The organism is Rhodococcus sp. IEGM 1406 (assembly GCF_030056745.1).
Lineage (GTDB): Bacteria > Actinomycetota > Actinomycetes > Mycobacteriales > Mycobacteriaceae > Rhodococcus_F > Rhodococcus_F erythropolis.
In genome coordinates this window covers 534,458-555,220 of sequence record NZ_JASHKO010000003.1, presented here as the reverse complement: position 1 = coordinate 555,220, position 20,763 = coordinate 534,458, and the positions used below count along the sequence as shown (strand labels likewise).

Annotated in this window: 21 protein-coding genes and 1 riboswitch; of the genes, 9 read left to right on the top strand and 12 right to left on the bottom strand. The window is 62.1% G+C overall.

All coding sequences use genetic code 11. From position 1 onward, the window contains the following. Positions 1-4: 4 nt before the first annotated feature. Positions 5-484, top strand: coding sequence for a nucleoside deaminase (locus QM596_RS18250; protein ID WP_019746801.1), 480 nt, complete (start codon positions 5-7; stop codon positions 482-484). 57 nt (positions 485-541) lie between these two features. Here QM596_RS18250 and fadD5 read toward each other — a convergent pair whose 3' ends face one another. The 3 genes from fadD5 to QM596_RS18235 all read right to left on the bottom strand — a co-directional run bounded on the left by fadD5 (position 542) and on the right by QM596_RS18235 (position 3,992). Continuing rightward, positions 542-2,131, bottom strand: coding sequence for a fatty-acid--CoA ligase FadD5 (gene fadD5 / locus QM596_RS18245; protein ID WP_283309605.1), 1,590 nt, complete (start codon positions 2,129-2,131; stop codon positions 542-544). 95 nt (positions 2,132-2,226) lie between these two features. Further along, a complete protein-coding gene (locus QM596_RS18240; protein ID WP_283309604.1) occupies positions 2,227-3,006 on the bottom strand; it encodes an enoyl-CoA hydratase in 780 nt (259 codons plus the stop codon). Next, positions 3,003-3,992: an NAD(P)H-dependent flavin oxidoreductase gene (locus tag QM596_RS18235; protein WP_019746804.1), complete on the bottom strand. Its 990-nt coding sequence runs from the start codon at positions 3,990-3,992 to the stop codon at positions 3,003-3,005. Before QM596_RS18235 ends, QM596_RS18240 begins: the two co-directional genes overlap by 4 nt. Before the next feature lie 337 nt (positions 3,993-4,329). Between QM596_RS18235 and QM596_RS18230 the strand changes: the two genes are divergently transcribed. Both QM596_RS18230 and QM596_RS18225 read left to right on the top strand, forming a co-directional pair. Continuing rightward, complete coding sequence (locus QM596_RS18230) at positions 4,330-5,553, top strand: TetR/AcrR family transcriptional regulator (protein ID WP_070796452.1); 1,224 nt, start codon at positions 4,330-4,332, stop codon at positions 5,551-5,553. Positions 5,554-5,651: 98 nt separating this feature from the next. Further along, a complete protein-coding gene (locus tag QM596_RS18225) occupies positions 5,652-6,086 on the top strand; it encodes an OsmC family protein (RefSeq protein WP_003945839.1) in 435 nt (144 codons plus the stop codon). Here the strand turns inward: QM596_RS18225 and QM596_RS18220 are convergent. After that, entirely contained in the window at positions 6,061-6,543 is a 483-nt protein-coding gene (locus tag QM596_RS18220) for a hypothetical protein (protein WP_019746806.1), read from the bottom strand. The two genes, QM596_RS18225 and QM596_RS18220, sit on opposite strands and share 26 nt — an antisense overlap. After that, positions 6,540-7,055: a DUF4352 domain-containing protein gene (locus tag QM596_RS18215; RefSeq protein WP_019746807.1), complete on the bottom strand. Its 516-nt coding sequence runs from the start codon at positions 7,053-7,055 to the stop codon at positions 6,540-6,542. Before QM596_RS18215 ends, QM596_RS18220 begins: the two co-directional genes overlap by 4 nt. Before the next feature lie 24 nt (positions 7,056-7,079). Here QM596_RS18215 and QM596_RS18210 point away from each other — a divergent pair, with 24 nt between their 5' ends. Genes QM596_RS18210 through QM596_RS18200 form a run of 3 tightly spaced genes read left to right on the top strand, consistent with a single transcriptional unit; the run spans position 7,080 to position 9,837 of the window. Then, positions 7,080-8,435, top strand: a complete 1,356-nt coding sequence (locus QM596_RS18210) for a sensor histidine kinase (protein ID WP_069146920.1) — start codon at positions 7,080-7,082, stop codon at positions 8,433-8,435. Positions 8,436-8,483: 48 nt separating this feature from the next. After that, a complete protein-coding gene (locus QM596_RS18205; protein ID WP_042451934.1) occupies positions 8,484-9,137 on the top strand; it encodes a response regulator in 654 nt (217 codons plus the stop codon). Positions 9,138-9,192: 55 nt separating this feature from the next. Further along, the gene (locus tag QM596_RS18200) at positions 9,193-9,837 is read left to right on the top strand and encodes a DsbA family oxidoreductase (RefSeq protein ID WP_283309603.1); all 645 of its coding nucleotides are present in this window, start codon (positions 9,193-9,195) and stop codon (positions 9,835-9,837) included. Here QM596_RS18200 and QM596_RS18195 read toward each other — a convergent pair. Both QM596_RS18195 and QM596_RS18190 read right to left on the bottom strand, forming a co-directional pair. Next, a complete protein-coding gene (locus tag QM596_RS18195) occupies positions 9,816-11,084 on the bottom strand; it encodes a GAF domain-containing protein (protein ID WP_283309655.1) in 1,269 nt (422 codons plus the stop codon). The genes QM596_RS18200 and QM596_RS18195 overlap by 22 nt on opposite strands. Positions 11,085-11,161: 77 nt before the next feature. Further along, positions 11,162-11,941, bottom strand: a complete 780-nt coding sequence (locus tag QM596_RS18190) for an acetoin reductase (RefSeq protein WP_283309602.1) — start codon at positions 11,939-11,941, stop codon at positions 11,162-11,164. 219 nt (positions 11,942-12,160) lie between these two features. On the opposite strand from QM596_RS18190, the gene QM596_RS18185 reads away from it, so the two are divergent. Both QM596_RS18185 and QM596_RS18180 read left to right on the top strand, forming a co-directional pair. Continuing rightward, positions 12,161-13,306 (top strand): hypothetical protein, encoded by a 1,146-nt coding sequence (locus QM596_RS18185; protein WP_113682075.1) that lies wholly within the window; start codon positions 12,161-12,163, stop codon positions 13,304-13,306. Positions 13,307-13,446: 140 nt separating this feature from the next. Then, positions 13,447-15,282 (top strand): flavin-containing monooxygenase, encoded by a 1,836-nt coding sequence (locus tag QM596_RS18180; RefSeq protein WP_020968370.1) that lies wholly within the window; start codon positions 13,447-13,449, stop codon positions 15,280-15,282. 59 nt (positions 15,283-15,341) lie between these two features. Here the strand turns inward: QM596_RS18180 and QM596_RS18175 are convergent, their stop codons facing one another. From QM596_RS18175 to mhuD, 3 genes are all read right to left on the bottom strand, one after another. Beyond that, a complete protein-coding gene (locus QM596_RS18175; protein ID WP_283309601.1) occupies positions 15,342-16,118 on the bottom strand; it encodes a CbtA family protein in 777 nt (258 codons plus the stop codon). Further along, positions 16,109-16,303, bottom strand: coding sequence for a CbtB domain-containing protein (locus QM596_RS18170; RefSeq protein WP_003945915.1), 195 nt, complete (start codon positions 16,301-16,303; stop codon positions 16,109-16,111). Before QM596_RS18170 ends, QM596_RS18175 begins: the two co-directional genes overlap by 10 nt. A 25-nt stretch (positions 16,304-16,328) precedes the next feature. Next, a riboswitch (cobalamin riboswitch) is annotated at positions 16,329-16,467 on the bottom strand. 87 nt (positions 16,468-16,554) lie between these two features. Further along, positions 16,555-16,863 carry a mycobilin-forming heme oxygenase MhuD gene (gene mhuD / locus QM596_RS18165; RefSeq protein WP_007726927.1) on the bottom strand — a complete coding sequence of 103 codons (309 nt, stop codon included), beginning with the start codon at positions 16,861-16,863 and terminating at the stop codon, positions 16,555-16,557. Between the two features lie 45 nt (positions 16,864-16,908). Here mhuD and QM596_RS18160 point away from each other — a divergent pair, with 45 nt between their 5' ends. Then, positions 16,909-17,646: an alpha/beta fold hydrolase gene (locus QM596_RS18160; RefSeq protein ID WP_029254422.1), complete on the top strand. Its 738-nt coding sequence runs from the start codon at positions 16,909-16,911 to the stop codon at positions 17,644-17,646. Here the strand turns inward: QM596_RS18160 and QM596_RS18155 are convergent. Beyond that, complete coding sequence (locus QM596_RS18155; RefSeq protein ID WP_019746817.1) at positions 17,631-18,056, bottom strand: HIT family protein; 426 nt, start codon at positions 18,054-18,056, stop codon at positions 17,631-17,633. The two genes, QM596_RS18160 and QM596_RS18155, sit on opposite strands and share 16 nt — an antisense overlap. A 38-nt stretch (positions 18,057-18,094) precedes the next feature. Beyond that, on the bottom strand, positions 18,095-20,713 hold the full coding sequence (locus QM596_RS18150) for a helix-turn-helix transcriptional regulator (protein ID WP_283309600.1): 2,619 nt from the start codon (positions 20,711-20,713) through the stop codon (positions 18,095-18,097). Positions 20,714-20,763 lie beyond the last annotated feature (50 nt).

Genomic DNA, 20,763 nt, shown 5'->3' with positions numbered 1-20,763 from the left:
ACACATGAACGACATCGAACTGGGTCACCTGCGTCGTTGCGTCGAATTGGCAACGGAAGCATTGGATGCCGGCGACGAACCTTTCGGTTCCGTCCTGGCAGCGGCCGACGGAACATTTCTGGCGGAAGATCGAAACAGGATCGCGGGCGGCGACAACACCCGCCACCCCGAGTTCGAGCTGGCTCGGTGGGCGGCTCAGTATCTGACGCCGGAAGAGCGTTCGACGGCAACGGTATTCACCTCGGGAGAGCACTGCGCGATGTGTTCGGCTGCGCACGCATGGGTGGGCCTCGGACGTATCGTCTACATCTGCTCTTCGGCTCAACTCGGCGACTGGCTCGCGGAGTGGGGTGCGGCCCCGGCGCCGGTGAAGTCTCTGTCCGTCAACGAGGTTGCGCCGAACGTCCCGGTCGAAGGTCCGGTGCCGGAGTTGGTTCCGCTGGTGCGAGAACTGCATCGGAAGTTGCATTCGCAGAGCGCTTGACGGGCACACGCAAACGGGCGGCACCCCGCTGGAGGTGCCACCCGTTTGCGTGTGGAGTCAGGAAACTGCGTCGACCGCTCGAACCTTCTCTCGCAGTTCGCCCTTGACGACCTTGCCGCTTGCATTGCGCGGCAGCGCTTCCACGACGACGATGTCCTTCGGGTGCTTGTAACGCGCGAGACGATCATTGAGGAAGCTGCTCAGTTCCTCGATGGTCAGGTCCACGGTTGAACCTGGCGCCATCGCGACGATCGCTACCGGCACCTCACCCCACTTGGCGTCGGGGCGACCGACGACGGCCGCTTCGACGATCAATTCGTGTTCGTAGAGAACGTTTTCCACTTCGGCGCAGTAGATGTTCTCTCCGCCGGAGATGATCATGTCCTTCTTGCGATCGACGACGTAGACAAAGCCTTCGTCGTCGACTCGAACGAGATCGCCGGAGTGGAACCATCCACCGTGGAAGGCGTCAGCGGTGGCGGTGGGGTTGTTCCAGTACTCGCTCATCATCGTGGGCCCGCGGTAGACGATTTCACCGATTTCACCGGGCGCCACGTCGTCCATGTTCTCGTCGACGACCCTGGCCGAAATGGTCGGGATGACCCGACCGACGGATCCGAGCTTGCGAATCGCATCCTCACCGTCGAGAACGCAAGTGATGGGAGACATCTCGGTCTGACCGAAGACTGCGACATTGAACGCGTCCGGGAAGGTTTCGGCCATTGCCCGCAGGATGGTATCGGACGATGGTGCGGCGCCCCACGAGATGTTCTTCAGCGACAGTGCTCGAGGTTGCGCCTTCTGCACTGCGCACACGGCCTGCCATTGCACGGGCACGAGGAACAAGCTGGTGACCTTCTCGGCTTCGAGAATGTCGAGTAGTTGACCAGGGTCGAATGCGCCGACCGGATGGATCACCGTGGGCGTGCCGAGTTGCAGGCTCGGCGCGATGGAACCGAGGGCCGCGATGTGGAACATGGGCGACGCGCAGAAGCCGATGGAATCGGCATTGAACAGGTGGAAGGCCCTGATACAGGTCAATGCTTGCGAAGACAGGTTGGAGTGGGAGAGCACCGAACCCTTGGGGCGACCGGTGGTTCCCGAGGTGTACATGATGAGTGCAGGAGTGTCGTCCGGGATGTCGACGAACGCGTGCGGCTCGCCCGCCTCGCTGATCAGGTCCTCGTAGTTCAGGCTGTCACCCTCGGCGGGGGCGCCTACTGTGATGGAGATGTCGATACCCTCTGACACGGCACGCGCCGCTCCGGCCAGTGGAGCCAATGGTCCTTCGGCGACAATGACTTTGGAGCCAGAGTCGTTGACCAGGTAAGCGACCTCGGGTGGCGTGAGACGGAAGTTCACCGGAACAGCTATCGCGCCCAGTGCGTTGGTCGCGAGCACGATCTCGAGGTATTCGGGGCGATTGAGCATCAGGATGAGCACGCGGTCGCCGAAGCTGACGCCGCGTCGGGCTAGAGCGTCTGCCAGCTTCTCGACGCGCGCGTCGAGGGTGCTCCAGGTGATGGAATCGCCCAAGAATCGCAGCGCGGTGCGATCGGGAATCATCTGCGCATGCCTGGCGATCTGATTGTTCCAGTTGGTGCGGCGTGAACGCTGCGCCTCGGAGACTGCATCGGTGGAGGCCATCGATGGGTTCCTCTCATGCGTGGGTGATTGTGTGACTCAGGCTACAGTGAGCCGTCGATTCTCACAGTGGTTTTGTTAACGAAAATTCGCAACGACTACTTGAAGTGCGGTGCGCGCTTCTGCAGCATCGCCATCGCGCCTTCTTTGAAGTCGTCGCCGGTGAGAAGTTCTGCCTGACCGGTATTTTCGAGCTCCAACGCGGCATCGAGGCGCTCCAGCGTCGCCGCATTGAGTGCGCGCTTGGTGAGTTCGAGTGCGCGTCGGGGAGCCTTCGACGTGCGATCGACGACCGAGTCGACGAGTGCGTCGAACGCGTCGTCTGCGACGGTGCGGGACACGAGCCCGAAACGCTCTGCGTTCTCGGCGGAAACCCGCTCGCCCAGCAACGCCATCTCGGCCGCTCTGGCACGTCCGATCGCTGCCGGCACCAGCGCACTGGCGCCGCCGTCGGGCATCAGGCCGATGTTGACGAACGAGAGGAGGAAATAGGCGCTCGATGCTGCGTACGTCAGGTCCGCGGCCAGGGCGATGGACACTCCGACGCCGGCTGCCGGGCCGTTGACCGCGGCGATCACCGGGACCGGGGCGCTGGTGATGGCGCGAATCAGAGAAGTCGCGGCATCCATGACAACTTTCGGGTCTGCGGGGTTGAGGGCCGCTGCCGCAAGATCGGCTCCGGTGCAGAACGCTCGACCGGATCCGGTGATCACGATGGTACGAACTCTCGGGTCTGCGCCGCCCTCTCTGACGGCGGCTGCGAAAGCAGTCATCGTGGGTAGATCGATCGCGTTCATCCGCTTCGGGCGGTCGAAGGTCAATCGCAGTACACCGTCGGTGATTTCGGAGCGAAAGCCCGTCTCGGCGGTGGCGGTCATGCCGCGCTCACAGCGGTGACGAATCCGGAAAGCCGTGAGGTGATGAGGTGTTCGGCCTCCGAGACCATGCGGTCGATCATGTCGGCGACGGTCGGGATGTCGTTGATCAACCCTTGGCTTTGCCCGGCGGACCAGATGCCTGCATCGAGATCGCCGTCTTCGAAGACCTTGCGCCCGCGTGCCCCGGCGACCAGATGCTGGATGTCGCTGAACTGCGCGTCGCCGCGTGCCTCGATGTCGACGACTTCGGCGCTGATCGCATTCGCTGCTACGCGTGCGGTGTTGTGCAGAGTCCGGAAAATCAGCTTGGTGTCACGCTCGGTGTTGGCGACTATCTGCTCTTTAACCGATTGTGCTACAGGAGATTCCACGGTGCACATGAATCGAGTTCCCATGTTGACGCCGTCTGCTCCGAGCGCAAGCGCCGCGACGAGTCCGCGGGAATCTGCGATTCCGCCTGACGCGATCACCGGAATCGTGAGTTGCTGCGTGGCCGCCGGAATCAGAATCAGCCCTGGTATGTCGTCTTCACCTGGGTGTCCGGCGCATTCGAAGCCGTCGATGCTGACGGCGTCGACGCCCAGTCTCTCGGCCTTGACCGCGTGACGAACTGCAGTGCACTTGTGGATCACCTTCACGCCCGCGTCCTTGAAATGCGGAAGATGATCGATCGGATTGGAACCGGCCGTCTCGACGATCTTGATCCCGGATTCGATGATCGCCTGGCGATATTCGGCGTACGGCGGCGGCGTGATCGACGGCAGAATCGTGAGATTGACGCCGAAAGGCTTGTCGGTGAGATCGCGGGTCCGAGCAATTTCCTTGACGAGATCTTCCGGAGTGGGTTGGGTAAGGCCGGTCAGGAACCCCAGGGCGCCGGAATTGGCCGTGGCCGCAACAAGTTCTGCGCGTCCTACCCACATCATGCCGCCCTGCACGATCGGATGGTCTACGCCGAACATCTCGGTGAAGCGAGTGCGAATCATCTGCTCACAACTACTTTCTTACGATCGGTCAATCGGCATCGAACCCTATTGCAGGCGAAGAAAAATCCTGCGCTGTATGGAACGAGCCCGCCAGCGGACTGCGTGCAAGTTTGTGCGAATCATCACTAACATAACACCGATGTGAGAGCGGGTGTCAAGACTCTTTTCCGGAATCCGTCCGCCGTGACAGCCGCGTTGTAGGGTTTCGGGTGAAGCCATACCGGGCGCGAATTGCGACCTTCGCGACGGTTAACATGGTCCGTTCGGACTCGCGCCCGTAGAAGTGCGGTGCAGCGGACGAAGGCAGTGGAAGAAAGCAACGGAAGTGGAGGGTCAGGTGCCCGGACAGACACGCGTCTCCGTGAGCGGCAGTGGCTCTGCACCACGAACGCGTCCGAAGAATCGGAAGGCCCAAATCGCGGCCGCTGCCGCGGAGGCATTCAGTGAACGTGGCTACCACGCGGTCGGCATCGACGAGATCGCAGCGAAGGTCGGAATCTCCGGGCCGGCCCTCTATCGTCATTTCCCCACGAAATACGCGCTGTTCGTCTACACCGTGAACAACCTGACCCAGGCGTTGCTGGATGCCAGCGATCCCGCGGTACACGGAAACGACGATCCACGCGAGCAGTTGAACTCCACCATGGTGGGGGTCATCCGCGCGACGATCGAGAATCGGCGTAGGGGAGGGCTCTACCGTTGGGAGGGCCGGTACCTGGTCGACGAGGATCGTGAGCAATTGCGGGAGGGAATGCGCACGCTCAATCTTCGGATTGCCGAGCCGTTGGCCGCAGTGCGCCCGGAACTGGACCCGGCCGACGTCGAGCTGATCGCACCGGCTGTGCTCAGCGTGATCGCCAGTATCACCGGTCATCGATCGGCGTTGTCCGCCAAGCAGATCGAATCGTTGATTCTCGCAGCTTGTTGGTCGGTCATCGGCGTCGAGTTGCCCGTTGGTGCGAAGGGCGGCGGCAAGAAACAGGCGCCCGAACGCAAACCCGGCCTTGCCCGGACGTCGAAACGTGAAGTGCTGCTTCAGGAAGCCGTATTGCTGTTCTATCAGCGCGGCTATCACGACGTGAGTATCGAGGAGATCGGCGCCGCAGCGGGTATCAACGCGTCGAGCGTGTACCGGCACTTCGCGAGCAAGGCCGATCTACTCGCCGCGGCTTTCCACCGGGCGTCCGATCGCCTGACGATGACGTTGGGTTCGGCGTTGGCGGAGTCGGAGACACCACTCGCGGCCGTAGAGACATTGGCCAAGATGTACGTCGAGGTGTCGTTCGGCAGAAGCGAACTGTTGGCAGTCTATTTCGCCGAGATCGGCAGCTTGCCGGACCGGTCGCGGACCGAGTTGCGGAACATCCAGCGGCTCAACGTGGAGGAGTGGGCGCACTTGTGCGTCGAGGCGCGGCCGGAGTTGACGATCGTCCAAGCGCGGTTCCTCGTCCACGCGGCGCTTGGTCTGGTGTTCGACATCGGCAGGATCGTGCACTTTTCCTCGGAGAACTCCGCGCAGGCACGCGTCGAGAAATTGCTGACCGCGACTCTCCTGGGGTAGCGCAGTCCGAAACAGTAGGTGTGACTTCACGTATCGCGGGTAGGTTCGTGATCGCAAGGCGTTCACCGAATCATGTGAAGACGGAAGTAGGGACAGCAATGCCAACTCGTACCGCACGCACCGCCTGGAACGGCACCCTCGAAGCCGGGTCGGGACAGGTCGAACTCACCAGCTCGGGTGTCGCGACCTTCGATGTGTCGTTCCCCAAGCGCGCAGCTGAGGAAGCCGGCGGAACCACCAGCCCCGAAGAACTGATCGCCGCGGCACATTCGTCCTGCTACGCGATGCAGTTGTCGGCACTGATCGCCGAGGCCGGCGGAACCCCGCAGAGCCTCGACATCACCGCAGACGTGTCGCTGGGCCCCGACACGGTCGGCTTCAAGCTCACCGGAATCAAGCTTACCGTTCGCGCCGAGGTCGACGGCCTCGACGCCGACGGTTTTGCCAAGGTTGCCCAGGCGGCCAAGGAAACGTGCCCGATCAGCAAGGCACTGACCGGCGTCGACATCACGTTGGATGCGGCACTGGACTGATCACCTCGTGCTCGGGCGCCCCCTGCGGCGCCCGAGTGCGGTTGTGTGTGACGACCAGGTAGCTTGCGAACAATATCGGGAGCACCCACAGATCCGAGGGATCACGAAAGACCACGATCGGCAAGAGCTCGCCGCGGAATCCTCCTGCGGTCCAGCGGAAAAACCCGATCACCCACTCGTACGCGTCGCCGATCGGCGAGACCGTCTTCACCGCGGCGAAGCCGATGCCCGTGACCGCGATGGACCAGGCGATCGCTGCTCGCCCCGCCAGCTTTCGTCTGAGCACCTCGAGAACCGAGAGCAGAAGCAAGGGAAACAGGAACACGCCGGCGACGTCGGACAGCTTGCCCGTCATCGTGTTCCCGAATGCCCCTTTGAGTACGTGGTCGTTGACCAAGATGACGGACACCGAGACCAGCGCCCACGGACTCAGCAGCAGATCGCCCGGGCGGTTCACGACAGGTTGATGGTTGCCGAGCCGGACGAGAACAGGTCGCACTTGAACTGAAGGCGAAGACCGGTGGCGGCTTCGGGGACCTCGTACGCCAATTCGCCTCGCTTGGCTGCACCCGGCGCAAGCTCTCCGTCGACGCTCGACGTGCTGCTGTCGGTGAACGTGATGTTGTACGACTTGTTGGTCGAGTCCTGCAGTTCGAAGCACATCATCGATGACACGGTCGACGGCTTGTCGCTGTTGTTGGTGACCTCGGTGTCGACCACGACGTAGCGGTTTCCGGGATCCGCGGTGATGAACTGATTGGTCGAGACATAGGGATCGACAACGCCGTGTACCTGGACGCGCCAGTCGCCCAGTTCGACGACGTCACCGATGCCGAAGGCAGCCGCGGGTGCGGCGGAAGAACCGTTGTCGTCGACCTTCTTCGCTTCGTCGGTCTCGCCCGAGGCGATGGTTGCGAACAGGGCTGCGCCGACGGCGAGGAGGGCGAGGGGAGTACGGAGTGATCGCATGATGTGCGCCTTTCGAGAGTTGGTATGGCACAAGTCAACGATGTGGGGACCGCTCACCGCTTCGGTCGAAAGATCGGGGAGCCTCATCCTTTCGGTCGGAGCTTGACGGTTCGTCCACCCGTTCGGCTGATTCGAGGCGTCGGTGGCGGTGGATACGCTTGCCCGGTGATCACCACCAAAGGAACCGTTGTGCGACGACGCGTATGGACTACCGCCGCCGTCGCGTTCAGCCTTTTCTGTTCCTTCATGACGGTGGGCATCGCAGGCGCGTCGGGAAATATGCCACCGGCATTGGTCGGGATCGGGTTCGTCCTGGGCGTGGCCGGTGGGATATCGCTTGTCTGGCGGCATCAACATCCCTGGGTGGTTCTGGCGATCACGCTGGTCGGCCCGCTGTTCTTCCCCACCGATGCGACGGCGGCGCTCATCGCGTTGTTCGCCGTTGCTCGGATCGCGCGTGGGCCTCGGCTTGCGGCAGCCGCGGCAGCTGTCTTCGTCGTGTGCGGAATTTCGTTGACCTACGACGCTTTTCGAAATCGTGAGTACTCCGTTCTCACGATGGGCACCGCGAAACCCAAAGACGGTTCGGTGGTTGTTCAATACGACGTCGCCATCTGGATCCCGTGGCTCGTCGCTGCCGTCATGGTCGGCATTGTCGTGGCGCTCTCGCTCCTGATTCGGACCAGAACCGAACTCGTCGAGGCAGAGCACGTACGGGATCTGGCCACCGAGAAAACCGATGTGATGCGTGACGAGATGATTCGCACCGAGGAACGAACGCGGATCGCTCGCGACATGCACGACACGATCGCGGCCAGTTTGAGCCGGATCTCGTTGTTCGCCGGCGGGTTGCAGGTCAGCGCGGCAGACAATCCCGAGAAGGTCGTCAACACCGCAGCGATGATCAGAACCACCGCACACGAGGCTTTGGACGAATTGAAGGGAATCGTCGGAGTGCTCAGGGGAAGCGGTGATCGCCGCGAACACGGTGGGCACCAGGGGATCGACGCGATCGGCGACCTGGTCAACAGTGCACGCGCGGCAGGCATCCACTGCCGTCTCGAATCCGAGTTGCTCCCGGGTGATGTCGGAATGTTGGCGGGGCATGTCTGTTATCGCGTCGTTCAGGAATCGTTGACCAACGTCCAGAAGTACGCGAGCGACCAGATGCTCGTCATTTCCGTGACCGGGTCGCCGCACGACGGAATCCGCATCCTCGCACGCAACAAGCTGAGCGAGCTTGCACCCATGACGTCGATCGGTTCTCGATCCGGCCTACGCGGGTTGGCCGAACAGGCGCGAGAGATCGGCGGCAAGGTGGAGGCAGGCGCGTTGGGGGACGATTTCCTCGTCAGTTGCTGGGTGCCCTGGTCGTCGTAGCCCTCCCACCCTCTAACTGTCGGGGGCTCTGGGTAATCTGAGCGCACTATGGACGCTGACTCGCGCATCACAGTTTTGATCGTCGACAACGACGCGTGGGTTCGGCGCGGGATGAAGGACATCCTGGAAGCAGCGCCGGACATCGTGGTGGTTGCCGAGGCCGAGGACGGCGATCAGGTCGCAGCCAAGGTCACTCGTTTTCGTCCCCACGTGGTGCTGATGGATCTGAAAATGGCACGGGTCGGTGGCTTGGAGGCCACGCGCGAATTGATGACCATGAGCAATCCACCGAAGGTCATTGCCATGACCGCCTTCGACGTCGACGACATGGTTGTGCAGGCAGTCGAGGCGGGCGCGCACAGTTTCCTGAGCAAGGATGCAGCTCCGCAGGCGTTCCAGCAGGCAGTGCGGGTGGTGGCGTCAGACCACTCGTTGTTCAGCTCCGATTCTCTACGTGCCATCGTGGCCTCGGCGCCGCGTCGGCAAGCACCCGACCTGACTCCCCTCGCTTCGCTCACCGAGCGTGAGCGCGAAGTGCTGACAATCCTGGCGACAGGCGCGGCCAACAGCGTCATCGCGGAGCGGCTGTACCTCGGTGAGACCACCGTCAAGACGCACATCTCTTCACTGTTCGCCAAGCTCGGTGTGCCCAACCGGGTGAGTGCGTCGTTGATCGCGTTCCGGTGTGGCCTGGTCACGTGACTCGGGACTAATCCCGCCCCTGTTCGTTGTTGCACCTTCGGTGACTGATCAAATCGTGATTGACCAAGACGTGACCATCGAAGTGTGGTCGGACGTCGCTTGCCCGTGGTGCTACATCGGAAAGACCAGGTTCCTCTCGGCTCTGGATCGTTTCGAGAACAAGGACCGCGTCAACGTCATCTGGCGCTCGTACCAGCTCGCTCCGGAGACCCCGGTGGGCGCGGGCCGTACCGAACTCGACGCGTTGGTCGAGATGAAGGGGATGGCGCCTGATCAGGTACGTCAGATGTTCGCCCATGTCAGTGCGACGGCAGCCGAGGTCGGGTTGACCTTGGACTTCGACACCGTGATCGCCGCCAATACCTTCGATGCGCACAGGTTGCTGCATCTCGCGGGTGAGCGGCAGAACGAACTCCTCGAAGCGCTGTTCAAGGCTCACTTCAGCGACGGCAAGGTGATCGACGACCGTGAGGTGTTGGTCGAGCTGGCCGCGAGCGTCGGTCTCGATGCCGATGTGGTGCGCGAGCAACTAGGCTCCGATGCCGCCGCCGAGGCCGTGCGCGAGGATCTGTCCATGGCCCGCCAACTGCAGGTCAGCGGCGTTCCGTTCTTCGTCGCCAACCGTGCGGTCGCAGTATCCGGCGCTCAACCCGAAGAGGTGTTTCTGCAGTTGCTCACTCAGGCCTCCGAACCGGCCTGAGTAAGGCGAGCGGCACGCACAGCCGGGGCGTTCGAGAACGGCAACAGATGTGCGCCGTCGTCGGGGCAGGAAAGCGTGACGTGCGCTGCATCGACGAACCGGTACGGCTGCGCTGCAACAACTCCGGCGAGGTTCTTGCGCAGACGCGACATCTCGGCCCGCGCGGTCACCGTGCGGGCCGGGTCACCGAAAAGATCCTGCGCCAACCGCGATGCGGTCAGTCCACGCCTCTCGGATCCGAGGAGAAACAGAATCTCCGCATGCCGCTGGGTCGGGGAGTAGGCCCATTCGCCCAACCCCGACGTGACGGTCACCGACATGTTCTCGGAATCGCGCAGATCGATATGCACCGTGGGTGCACTGATTTTCTCGCCGGTGGCGATCGGCCGGACCACCCACCCGCCGGGAAGTGGATCCAGTTCGCACAGACCCAAAGCGGGGAACCACGTCCTGCCGGGAGCCAAAGCCGCGGGGAGCAGCACGCGCGAGCGATGAGGTAGCGCATCGACCGCCGCTACCCAGCCATGAGTATCGATCACCAATGCCGGTGATCCGCTACGTGCAAGCATCGGCCCTGCAACAGAACGTAATTGATCGAGATTGTCCCGATGCTTGTCGCGCAGGTGTGATTGCGCGAGGCGTGCGACGGCGTCGACCAGAGCGAGTGTGGTGGGGTGGACGGTCTTGGCGGGACCACTGATGTCAACGACGCCGATGACACGGTCGTCCCGCGGATCGCGGATGGGTGCCCCCGCGCAGGTCCACGGATGATGGCTGCGCGCATAGTGTTCCGCCGAGAAGATCTGAACCGCTTGTCGTGACACCAATGCCGTTCCGATGGCGTTGGTGCCGACGCTGTCCTCGGCCCAGTTCGCACCCTCGACAAATCCCAGACGCGCAGCTTGGTCCAGTACTCGATGGGACCCGCTGCGCCACAGTACAGTTCCGCGAAGATCTGCGACGACCATGATGTTCTCACCGCTCGCGGTAACCGATTCGAGTCCACGCGTCACGTCGTCGAGCACGTCGTACAGTCCGGACTCACGACGACGGAGATCGAGTTCGGCGACGTCCATCGACGGTTCGACCCGGCTGTGCTCGGGATCGATACCGAGTTCGCGCAGGCGCTGCCACGATTGGCGGACCACGTCCCTCGGGCGGGCCGGTGCGCGGTCTCCGGCCATCGTCGCGTCGTACACCGCGGCGAGGGTCCTCGCGTAGTCGCGAGGATCCTCGCCGGGCGGCATCGCAGGCTCTGGCAACCGCTTTTTCAGTGAAGACACCGCTTTCGGCGAAGACGCCGCTTTCAGTGAAGACACCTCGGTCAGCGGTAGACGAGACCGCCGTCGATGAGACCGGCCTGCCCGGTCATGTAGTCGGAATCGGGCCCAGCGAGGTAAGAGACGAAACCGGCTACGTCGTCGGGGGTTTCAGCTCGACCCAGCGCAATTCCGCCGACGAACTTCTCGTAGGTGGCGCCCTCTGGCGCACCGGTCAACTCGGCGAACCTCTTGTCGATCGTCACCCACATGTCGGTGCCCACGACGCCGGGGCAGTACGCGTTGACGGTGATTCCGTCGGACGCGTATTCCTTGGCCGCAGCCTGAGTGAGGGCCCTGACCGCGAATTTTGTTGCGCTGTAAAGACCTAACATGGCGAACCCGTCGTGACCGGCAATGGACGACGCGTTGATGATCTTTCCGCGCTGACCGAGCGCCTGGAACTTTGCCGCTGCAGCTTGAATTCCCCACAGGACACCGTCGACGTTGACGCTCCAGATCTTGGAGACCTCTTCCGGCGTCGCATCGGAGATCGGGCCGACGAGAGCGATTCCCGCGTTGTTGACGATGACGTCGAATCCGCTCAACTCACTGTGCGCGTGTTCGACTGCGGCGTGAACCTGCGCGCGATCGCTGACATCGGCGATAAACGTCGTCGCACGACGACCGATCTGTCTGATCTCGTCGGCAACCGCATCCAGCTTGGTCTGGTCGAGGTCGACCAACGCGATGTCGGCGCCGTCGTGGGCGAGGCGGAGAGCGATTCCGCGTCCGATTCCTTGGCCGGCGCCGGTGACCAGTACTACCTTGCCCGTGATGCTCATGCAGATCTCCTCGTAAGCAGTGAACCAGTCGGTTGTGAACCGGTGAGTGATTTGTATGTGACGGCGACCACAATGCGGAAGGGTTGCACCGTGTTGCAATTCCGGAAAATCGGACAGCAGTTGCAACCCTCGGCAACCCTCCCGGTACCCCGCGCGACGGTTCCATAGTTGCGCCACCACTTCGCGAATCATCTTGCGAGACAATCTGGGAGAGGGCACATGACCGCTACAGTCGACACACCCACGGAACCGGCCACGCCGAGCCGACAACCGTCACGCCGCTGGATCGGGTTCGGGATCGCGAACCTCGTGATCGTTCTCGTGCTGGCCGTGGCGAGTTGGTACCTTCTGGCCGATCCGACCACCAGTCCCTGGAGTTTCTATCCTCTGCCGTTCAACGCGGCGCTTTTCTGGGCAATCCTTTTTGTTGTGTTCATCGGCTTCAATTGCGAGTTCGCCGGCTTCGATCGACTCCCACAGCCGGCGAAAGGCTTGGCGATCATGGTCGCGACCGCGGCCTTCGCCGTCGTGGTGACGTGGCTCCTGGCAAACGGCTTGGGGAGTTTGTACCCGGATTTCGCGGCCGATCGTGAGGGCGGCCTCGGATATTTCGCGGGTGCGCTGTTCGTGCTCTTCGGCTTCGGGACCTGGGTGATGGTGGTCCTGAACTGGCAGCATTGGCCGTGGACTTCCCTAGGGATGAAGCAGCCGTTGGTGGGTTTGTGTGAGATCGCGTTTGTCGCCGTTCCGACGCTGGCGCTGTACTTCGTGTTCGGTCTGCCGTCCGTGTCGCTGTCCGCCACGGATCCGTTGATGACCGTCGACACCGTACTCGGGTGGTTCTACTGCGTCGTGGTGGTCGTGATCCTGACTGGCCAGACGCTCGACAACTGGCCGTGGCGACTGTTCGGCGGCGGCGGTAAGACGGCGCTCGCAGCCACGATCGGTAACTTCGCCGTCGGAACCGGCTTGTACTTCGTGGCACTTCCGGTCGTGAAGGTGTTGGTGGGAAGCGATGCCGTTGCCGAGTTGGGTGGTGTGGTCCATCAGTTCCCGGCGCAGCTCGGTGTGTGCTGGGCCTTCTGGATGATCTTCTGGGCCAACGCCTTCGGTAACAAGCCCACGGGCTTTGCGGACGGGGTCAACCTGGCGATCCGCGCGCTGCTCACGTTTGCGCTCGCGGTGGTCACATTCTTGTTCTATTACCGCTTTGCGGCAGAGCACATTCTTCACGAGCCGGCAGTTGTCGACGGATTACACGGCAATGCACTGGGTTTCGTGGACTGGGCCGTGTTGTGGACGCTGTTCTACGTCGTGGGATTTCAGTCGCTGGGACTCGGCAAATTCAAGCCTACTGAGGGGTGAGTCGGTTGCCCGCACATCGGTGCGGGTAACCGGTATCGGGCGGCGGCACCGCGCCCGCTGATTGCAACAGACTGCAACGCTTGTGACCGGGGCCACTTATGGGATGTGCTGTGTGTCACATTCACAAACAAGGAGAAGTGATGACGCAAACCATCGATTCCGCAGTCACCCCCGAGGTGAAGTTGACGGCGGTGACACCTCAGGAACGCGTCGACGCCTGGCTGGCGGATTTCGAGTCGGCCCTCGCGGCTCGTGACATCGAGCGTGTGGCAGGCAAATTTGCACTCGACAGCTTCTGGCGCGACTTGGTGTCGTTCACCTGGAACATCAAGACCGTCGAAGGTCGCGAGCAGATTGCCGACATGCTCTCCGAGCGTCTCGACGACACCGATCCTTCGGGATTCCGGACCACCGAGACACCCGACGAAGCCGACGGCGTCACGTCGGCCTGGATCGAATTCGAGACTGCAACCGGTCGCGCGCACGGGCACCTTCGTTTGAAAGGAGATGAAGGTTGGACCCTGCTGACGTCGTTGCAGGAATTGAAGGGACACGAAGAAGGTAAGGGCACTCGCCGGCCTCGTGGAGCCAAGCACGGAGCAGACCCGAACCGCATCACGTGGGCCGAGCAGAAGGAGATCGAGGATCGCGAACTCGGTTACACCACACAGCCTTACGTCGTGATCGTCGGCGGCGGACAGGGAGGCATCGCCCTCGGTGCCCGGATGCGCCAACTCGGAGTTCCGGCCATCGTGATCGACAGCCACGAGCGGCCGGGTGATCAGTGGCGCGGACGCTACAAGTCCCTGTGCCTGCACGACCCGGTTTGGTACGACCACCTGCCATACATGCCGTTCCCCGACAACTGGCCGGTGTTCGCGCCCAAGGACAAGATCGGCGACTGGCTCGAGATGTACACCAAGGTCATGGAGGTTCCGTACTGGAGTTCCACGACCTGCACCTCCGCGTCGTTCGACGAGAAGACCCAGGAATGGACCGTCGAGGTCAACCGCAACGGCGAGAAGCTGACGTTGCGTCCCAAGCAGTTGGTGATGGCGACGGGTATGTCCGGCAAGGCCAACGTTCCGACGTTCCCCGGGCAGGACAAGTTCCTCGGCGATCAGCACCACTCGAGCAAGCACCCCGGCCCGGATCAGTACGTGGGCAAGAAGGTCGTCGTGATCGGGGCCAATAACTCCTCGCACGACATCTGCGGTGCACTGTGGGAGAACGGCATCGACGTCACGATGGTGCAGCGCAGCTCGACGCACATCGTGAAGTCGGATTCGCTGATGGATTTGGGCTTGGGTGATCTGTACTCGGAGCGTGCACTGGCCGCGGGCATGACGACACACAAGGCAGACCTCACGTTCGGTTCGCTGCCGTACCGAATCATGCACGAGTTCCAGATCCCGGTGTACGACGCAATCCGTGAGCGCGACAAGGATTTCTACGATCGCCTCGAGAAGGCGGGCTTCGAGCACGACTGGGGCGACGACGGTTCAGGTCTGTTCATGAAGTACCTACGCCGCGGCTCGGGGTACTACATCGACGTCGGCGCGGCCGAACTGGTTGCCAATGGAGACATCAAGCTCGCGCACGGCAACATTCGTGAGCTGACCGAGAACAGCGTGATCCTCGAAGACGGTACGGAATTGCCTGCCGACGTGGTGGTCTACGCGACCGGCTACGGCTCGATGAACGGCTGGGTGGCGGATCTGATCGGTCAGGACACCGCCGACAAGGTCGGCAAGGTGTGGGGCCTGGGCTCGAATACCACCAAGGATCCGGGACCGTGGGAAGGCGAGCAGCGCAACATGTGGAAGCCGACGCAGCAGGAAGCGCTGTGGTTCCACGGAGGCAATCTGCACCAGTCGCGCCACTACTCGCTGTACTTGGCGTTGCAGTTGAAGGCGCGTTACGAGGGCATCCCGACGCCGGTGTACGGACTGCAGGAAGTGCATCATCTGAGCTGAAATAGAACTGCTGTGCGCCTTTATTAACCGCCCGCGGTTAATAAAGGCGCACAGCAGTTTCAGCGAAGGGCGTACTTTTTTGCTACTTCGGTGTTCTTGGTCGCGCGCTCGGTGAGGAAGGCGAATGCCAACCCGAGTACGAGCCAGAGCGTCGCCTGCGTAGCGAGCGAGGAAAGTCGGAACTCCCACAGCAGAGTTGCCGGGAAGTCCTCGCCCACCTCGTTGATGCCGGGAAGCGAGACGTAACCGATCGTGGCGATCACCAGGAACGCAGCCACCGGAGCAGCGATGCGCACGCTGAGGAACTCGTGCCCGGAAACTGCCTTTGCCGCCGCTGCTGCCGCGGTGACGGACAGTAGCCCGAGAATCACGGCGGCCAGCCACAGAAGTGTGCGCTGGTTGATGGTGTCGGGATCTCCGACGGCCGGCGGATTGGCCGGGTACTTGAAGAAGGGCACGGCCTCGATGGCCAGCCAACCACCGACGGCGATGGTGATCGCCAACAACGGCCCGGACATTCCGGTGAGTCGTCGAGCGTAATTGGCAACGACCGAGAAGATCGCCCCGAGTGCCAGTCCGGCCAGCGCTGTGGCCAGGAACAGCCCGGCGCGCTGCCCGTCGCGGCTCACCAGTGGTTCTTCTTCGTCACCGTGCGAATGCCCAGCGGCTTCGCCGGCAACCTCACCGGCGGCGCTGTTGGCTTCTTCGATCGCAATGGCGGCATTGACGTGCGGTTCACCCAGCACGAATGCAACTCCGCCGGCAAGGATGCCTGCGATCAAACCAGCCAACAAACCACGAATGAGAAGCTTCGTGAAATTGTCGACTAGTGGCACGGCAGGCCCATCAAGTGTCGACCGTCGTGCATCAATTCATGCATGTACATGCCGGTGCGAGAGATAGCGCCCTGGTCGAATCCGACCAGGTAGAGAGCCAGCATCGCGAACAGAACTACTGCAGCGGCGAGGAAAGCAAGACGAGTCGAATCGATCGACGTATCGGGAGAATAGGCGAGAGCCATCGAAGCCTCCTGGGATTTTCGCGTCCCCTAGGTCCATGCGATGGCCGAAGTGTCTGGCTGTCGAAATAGTCGTGCCGAAAAAGGCACTTCACCTCGAATTACAGTGGCGCGACCGCTCCGGGCTTTCACCGGATTCCTGTCGGACCATCGCGTTTACATGCGAACTTTTGCACTACTGCCCGCACCGTGTCAACGCGTAAGCCGAGATGACCGTCGATTGTGCCCGCCAAGGCGGGCACAATCGTTCTAGATCAGCTCTTTGCGGCGACGTCCAGGACAACTTCGAACTCGAGCAACGACGCACCCGAAGCGACGGGCTTCGCACGCTCGCCGGAATGGGCTTCGCGGGCAGGGCCGTCACGCCAATCGGCGAACGCCTGCTCGGACTCCCACTGCGTCACCACGAAGTAACGGCTCTCACCTGCGGTGGGGCGGAGGAGTTGGAATCCGAGAAAGCCCGGGGAGTTCTCGACTGCATGAGCGCGTGCTGCGAAGCGCTTCTCCAGTTCGGGGCCGGCGCCCTCTGGGACCTCGATTGCATTGATCTTCACGACTGCCATGCAAGCGACATTACCCGCGCACCTTCACCGCGTACCGTGACACTCGTGTTGCATGACGAAGGTGGAACAGGACAACCGATTCTGTTGTTGCACGGCCTCATGGGCAGCTCGAGGACGTGGCGACGCCAGGTGCCGTGGATCCGCGAGTTCGGCCACGTCTACACGTTCGACGCCGCCGGTCACGGCCGGCCCGCGCCGTCAGAGCTGACCACCGAGGCATTCGTCGACGACCTGGCATCTGCCGTTGCGTCCATCGAGGAGCCGATGATCGTGATCGGCCATTCGATGGGGGCTCTGCACGCGTGGTGCTTCGCTGCATCGCATCCCGAAAAGGTTTGTGCACTGGTCCTCGAAGACATGGCTCCGGATTTTCGCGGACGCACCGCCGCGGATTGGGCTCAGATGATCTCGGCGTGGCCGCAGCCGTTTGCTTCCGAGGACGCGATGAAGGAATTCTTCGGGCCCGTCGCCGGCCAGTACTTTCTCGACTCTTTCGACCGCCGCGACGACGGGTGGTACCTGCACGGCGAGGTGTCGACCTTCCGCGACATCTCGGAGGAGTGGGGCACGAGGCATTTCTGGGATCAGTGGAAGGCGATCGACGTGCCGACCTTGCTGATCGAGGGAGAGTTCACCATCACCCCCGAGGGACAGATGCGAGAGATGGCCGAGAGGCCGGGAACTCGGTACGTACGTATTGCCGATGCAGGCCACCTGGTTCACGACGATCAACCGCAGCGCTATCGCGAAGTGGTGACGGAATTCCTTCAGACGGTGAGCTGACTGCGGATCGACGCGCCCACCTGCTCCAGTTCGACGGCTCGCCTGGCCAGGAGTCCGGCAGCGAACTTCGCCTTGTCGCCGCGATGGCGGGGGACGACGTGGAGGTGCGAGTGGAACACGGTTTGGCCCGCGGCACGCCCGTCGTTGACGAGAAAGTTGACTCCGTCAGCGGCGATGTCGCAGCGGCGTAGAGCTCCGGCGATGAGCGTGCCGACGCGGAACATCTCTGCGCCCTCGTGGCTTTCGAGAGCATCGAGGTTTTCTGCATGACGCTTGGGGACCACCAGGGTGTGTCCGCGACTCACCGGTCGGGCGTCGAGAAATGCAAGAGTCGTCTCGCTCTCGTGGACGAGAATCGCCGGCTCGGTCAGCGCGACGATCTTGCAGAAGACACAGGTATCGGTGCTCATGCCTACAGAATGTAGTCCGAATCAGATCCGACACGGGACTACAGCAGGCGCAGCTGACGTGCCTTCGTGATCGCTTCGTTTCGATTGTGTACGTCGAGCTTCTTGTAGAGAGTGCGCAGTTGAGTCTTGACGGTGTTGACGGACACGTAGAGTTTGTCGGCCATCGCGGCCGATCCCATGCCGAGCGCCAGGAGGGAGAGGACCTTCTGTTCGCGTTCGGTCAGCTCCACGATACGTACGGATCCCGGAAATGATTCCGCAGGAGCACTTTTCGAGAACTCGGCGAGTGCACGCGATTTTGTTACTGCCATCGATTCGAGTTTCTCGACGTCCGCCGATCCAATGGTCGCGAACGGACGCAGAAGTCCGGTTTGGTCCGCGATACTGCACGCTCTGGACCACTCCTGAGAGGCGAGGCGTGGCTCACCCAGCTCGGAGTGTGCAACCGCTTGCACCAGAAGCGATTCCATCTGTGCCCGCGGATAGGATTCGCCAGACCAGTCGAACTGATGGCACAGCGCCACAGCGGCCTCGTTCTGGCCGATTCGCTGACGTAAACGCGCCACCGACGCGAGCGTCCACGGGTTGGCTGCAGGATCGGCAATTTCCTTGGCCAGAGCCGTCGCCTTGTTTCCCTCGCCGAGTGCGAGCAGGAGATCGATTTCTGCGGATTGCAGCAGAGGAAGCGCGAAAGACGTGGCCGTGTACTGCTTGGAATGCACTCCAATCGCGTTGTGGAGCAAGGACAGAGCGGAAGATGCACTGCTCTGAGTCAGGGCGAATTGGCTGTGCGCATAGACGACGAACGCCCATAGCTCCTCGGTGTCGGACGGAACGCCGAGTTCGGTCAGTGCGATACGTGCGTCACCGAAGTCGAGTGTGTCGAGAGCGGCGAGAGCCCGTGCCGTCAAGCCGGCGATCTTGACTACAGGTTCGAGCCAGCCCCCGGGGTCAGGATGCTTCTGTTCGAGTTCGAACCAGTGTCTGGCCTGCCGCGGCTCACCTGCCAAAGCCCAATTCAGGGCGGCGCTACCCGCAGAGTTGCGAGCGATGAAGTCGACTCTGTGAGACAGGGCGCCGTGGTATGCCATTCGAGCCTTGATCGTGGATTCGGTGAACCTGCCGCTCAATTGAAAATTGATCGCCCATTGAAGTCGCATCAGGGGGAGTTGTGCGCTGACCGCTTCCGGATTGTTTTCCAGCGCACTGCGGCTGAGGTGAGACAGCCGCCTGGTGGTCTCTGCCGAGAGCCCGTATTCACCGGCCATCCTGAGCATGATCGATTGAACGCAGGCGATGCTCAAAGCGTCCTTCGCGCTGGGTTGGGCGCCGAGTTCCCACAGTTCGGCCGGCGATTCGGGTAGCAAGTCGATTACCGTGGATCGCTTGCTCGGATGCATCGTGAACAAGGCACGCCCGGCCTCAACGGCAGAGTGCTTGTCGGCAGCTTCCGCCGGAATCCGTTGGAGGGCGGAGCGAACCGAGTCCAGGTTATGCACGATCATCGTCACCCAATGTTGTTCGACGATGTCTACTGCCAGGGTCCAGTTCTGTGCCTCGACCGCGTAGTCCAGCGCCGACGCGTGATGACCGTTGTCGAGTCGATTGTGAGCGAGGAATGAAAGACGTTGCGACGGATCGATTCCCGCGCGGGTGTGGTGCGCGAGTATCGATCTTCGAATGGCGGGAGGCAATGCCCATGTTTCGTCGGCTTCGGCCTCGACGCGCGACAACAAGCCGGCTGTCTCCAGCGTCACCAGTCGCGAGCGGATCTCATGAACGGTTTCGGCAGTGTCAGGGCGCTGGGACTCGAACAGCATTGTGGCGACGCCGACGGTGATCGATCGACCAAAGGCGGTCGCGAGTAGGAACTCATGTTGCTTTAGGCGCTCAGCGGTGGCGAGAACGGAATCAGTCACGTAATCGTCTATCGCTTGCGCGGTGTTCGTTTTGATCTCTCGCTCACGGTTGCTGTTACGTGAGTCCCTGACGGCGGCGACTGCGGCGCGAACCAACGCGGGCAGCCCACCCGTCAGGGATGTGATTTGTTCTGCATCACCCTCAGCCGTGCGCACCCCCGCCTGTTCCAGCAATTGGGCGGTATCGGATGTCGTGAACAACAGCTCATCGGCGCCGATGACCTCGTGATCCGTGTCGAGAAGGTATGGCTCGGCGAACATGCCGAATCCCGAGAGCGTGACCACGAGGTCCAGGTTGTGGCAGAGGGTGAGGAGATCGATCAACTGATCGTCCAACTCTGGTTCCGATATCAGATCCGGCCTGATCAGCACGAGCAGCACCGGGCGGCTGAGGGCGTTCAGGGATTTGGCGGCAGCGGTGAAAGGATCGGCGAGATCGTCGACGTCGGGCAGTGCGATTCCGGCAGCGTGGATTCGATCGAGGACAACGGCCCAGAAATCTTCGAGTGTCGACGAGGGCTGTGGGGCCGAGACCCAGACGAGTATTCGTTCGGATGCCAGATGGGCGCGCAGCCACGATGCGATCAACGACGATTTCCCGTGGCCGTTCGGTGCACGGACGACGGTCAGAGCGGCGCGTCGATCCAGTTTCGCGAACAATGCTTGCCGAGGAATCGACTCGGTGAGAGTGCGCCTTTCGGGAATAGCTGCCCAGTCGTGGCCGTCCCTCCCGAACATCAACGCGGACCCTTTCTGCTTTCACGCCCCACGCTAATTGGCGGATTTGG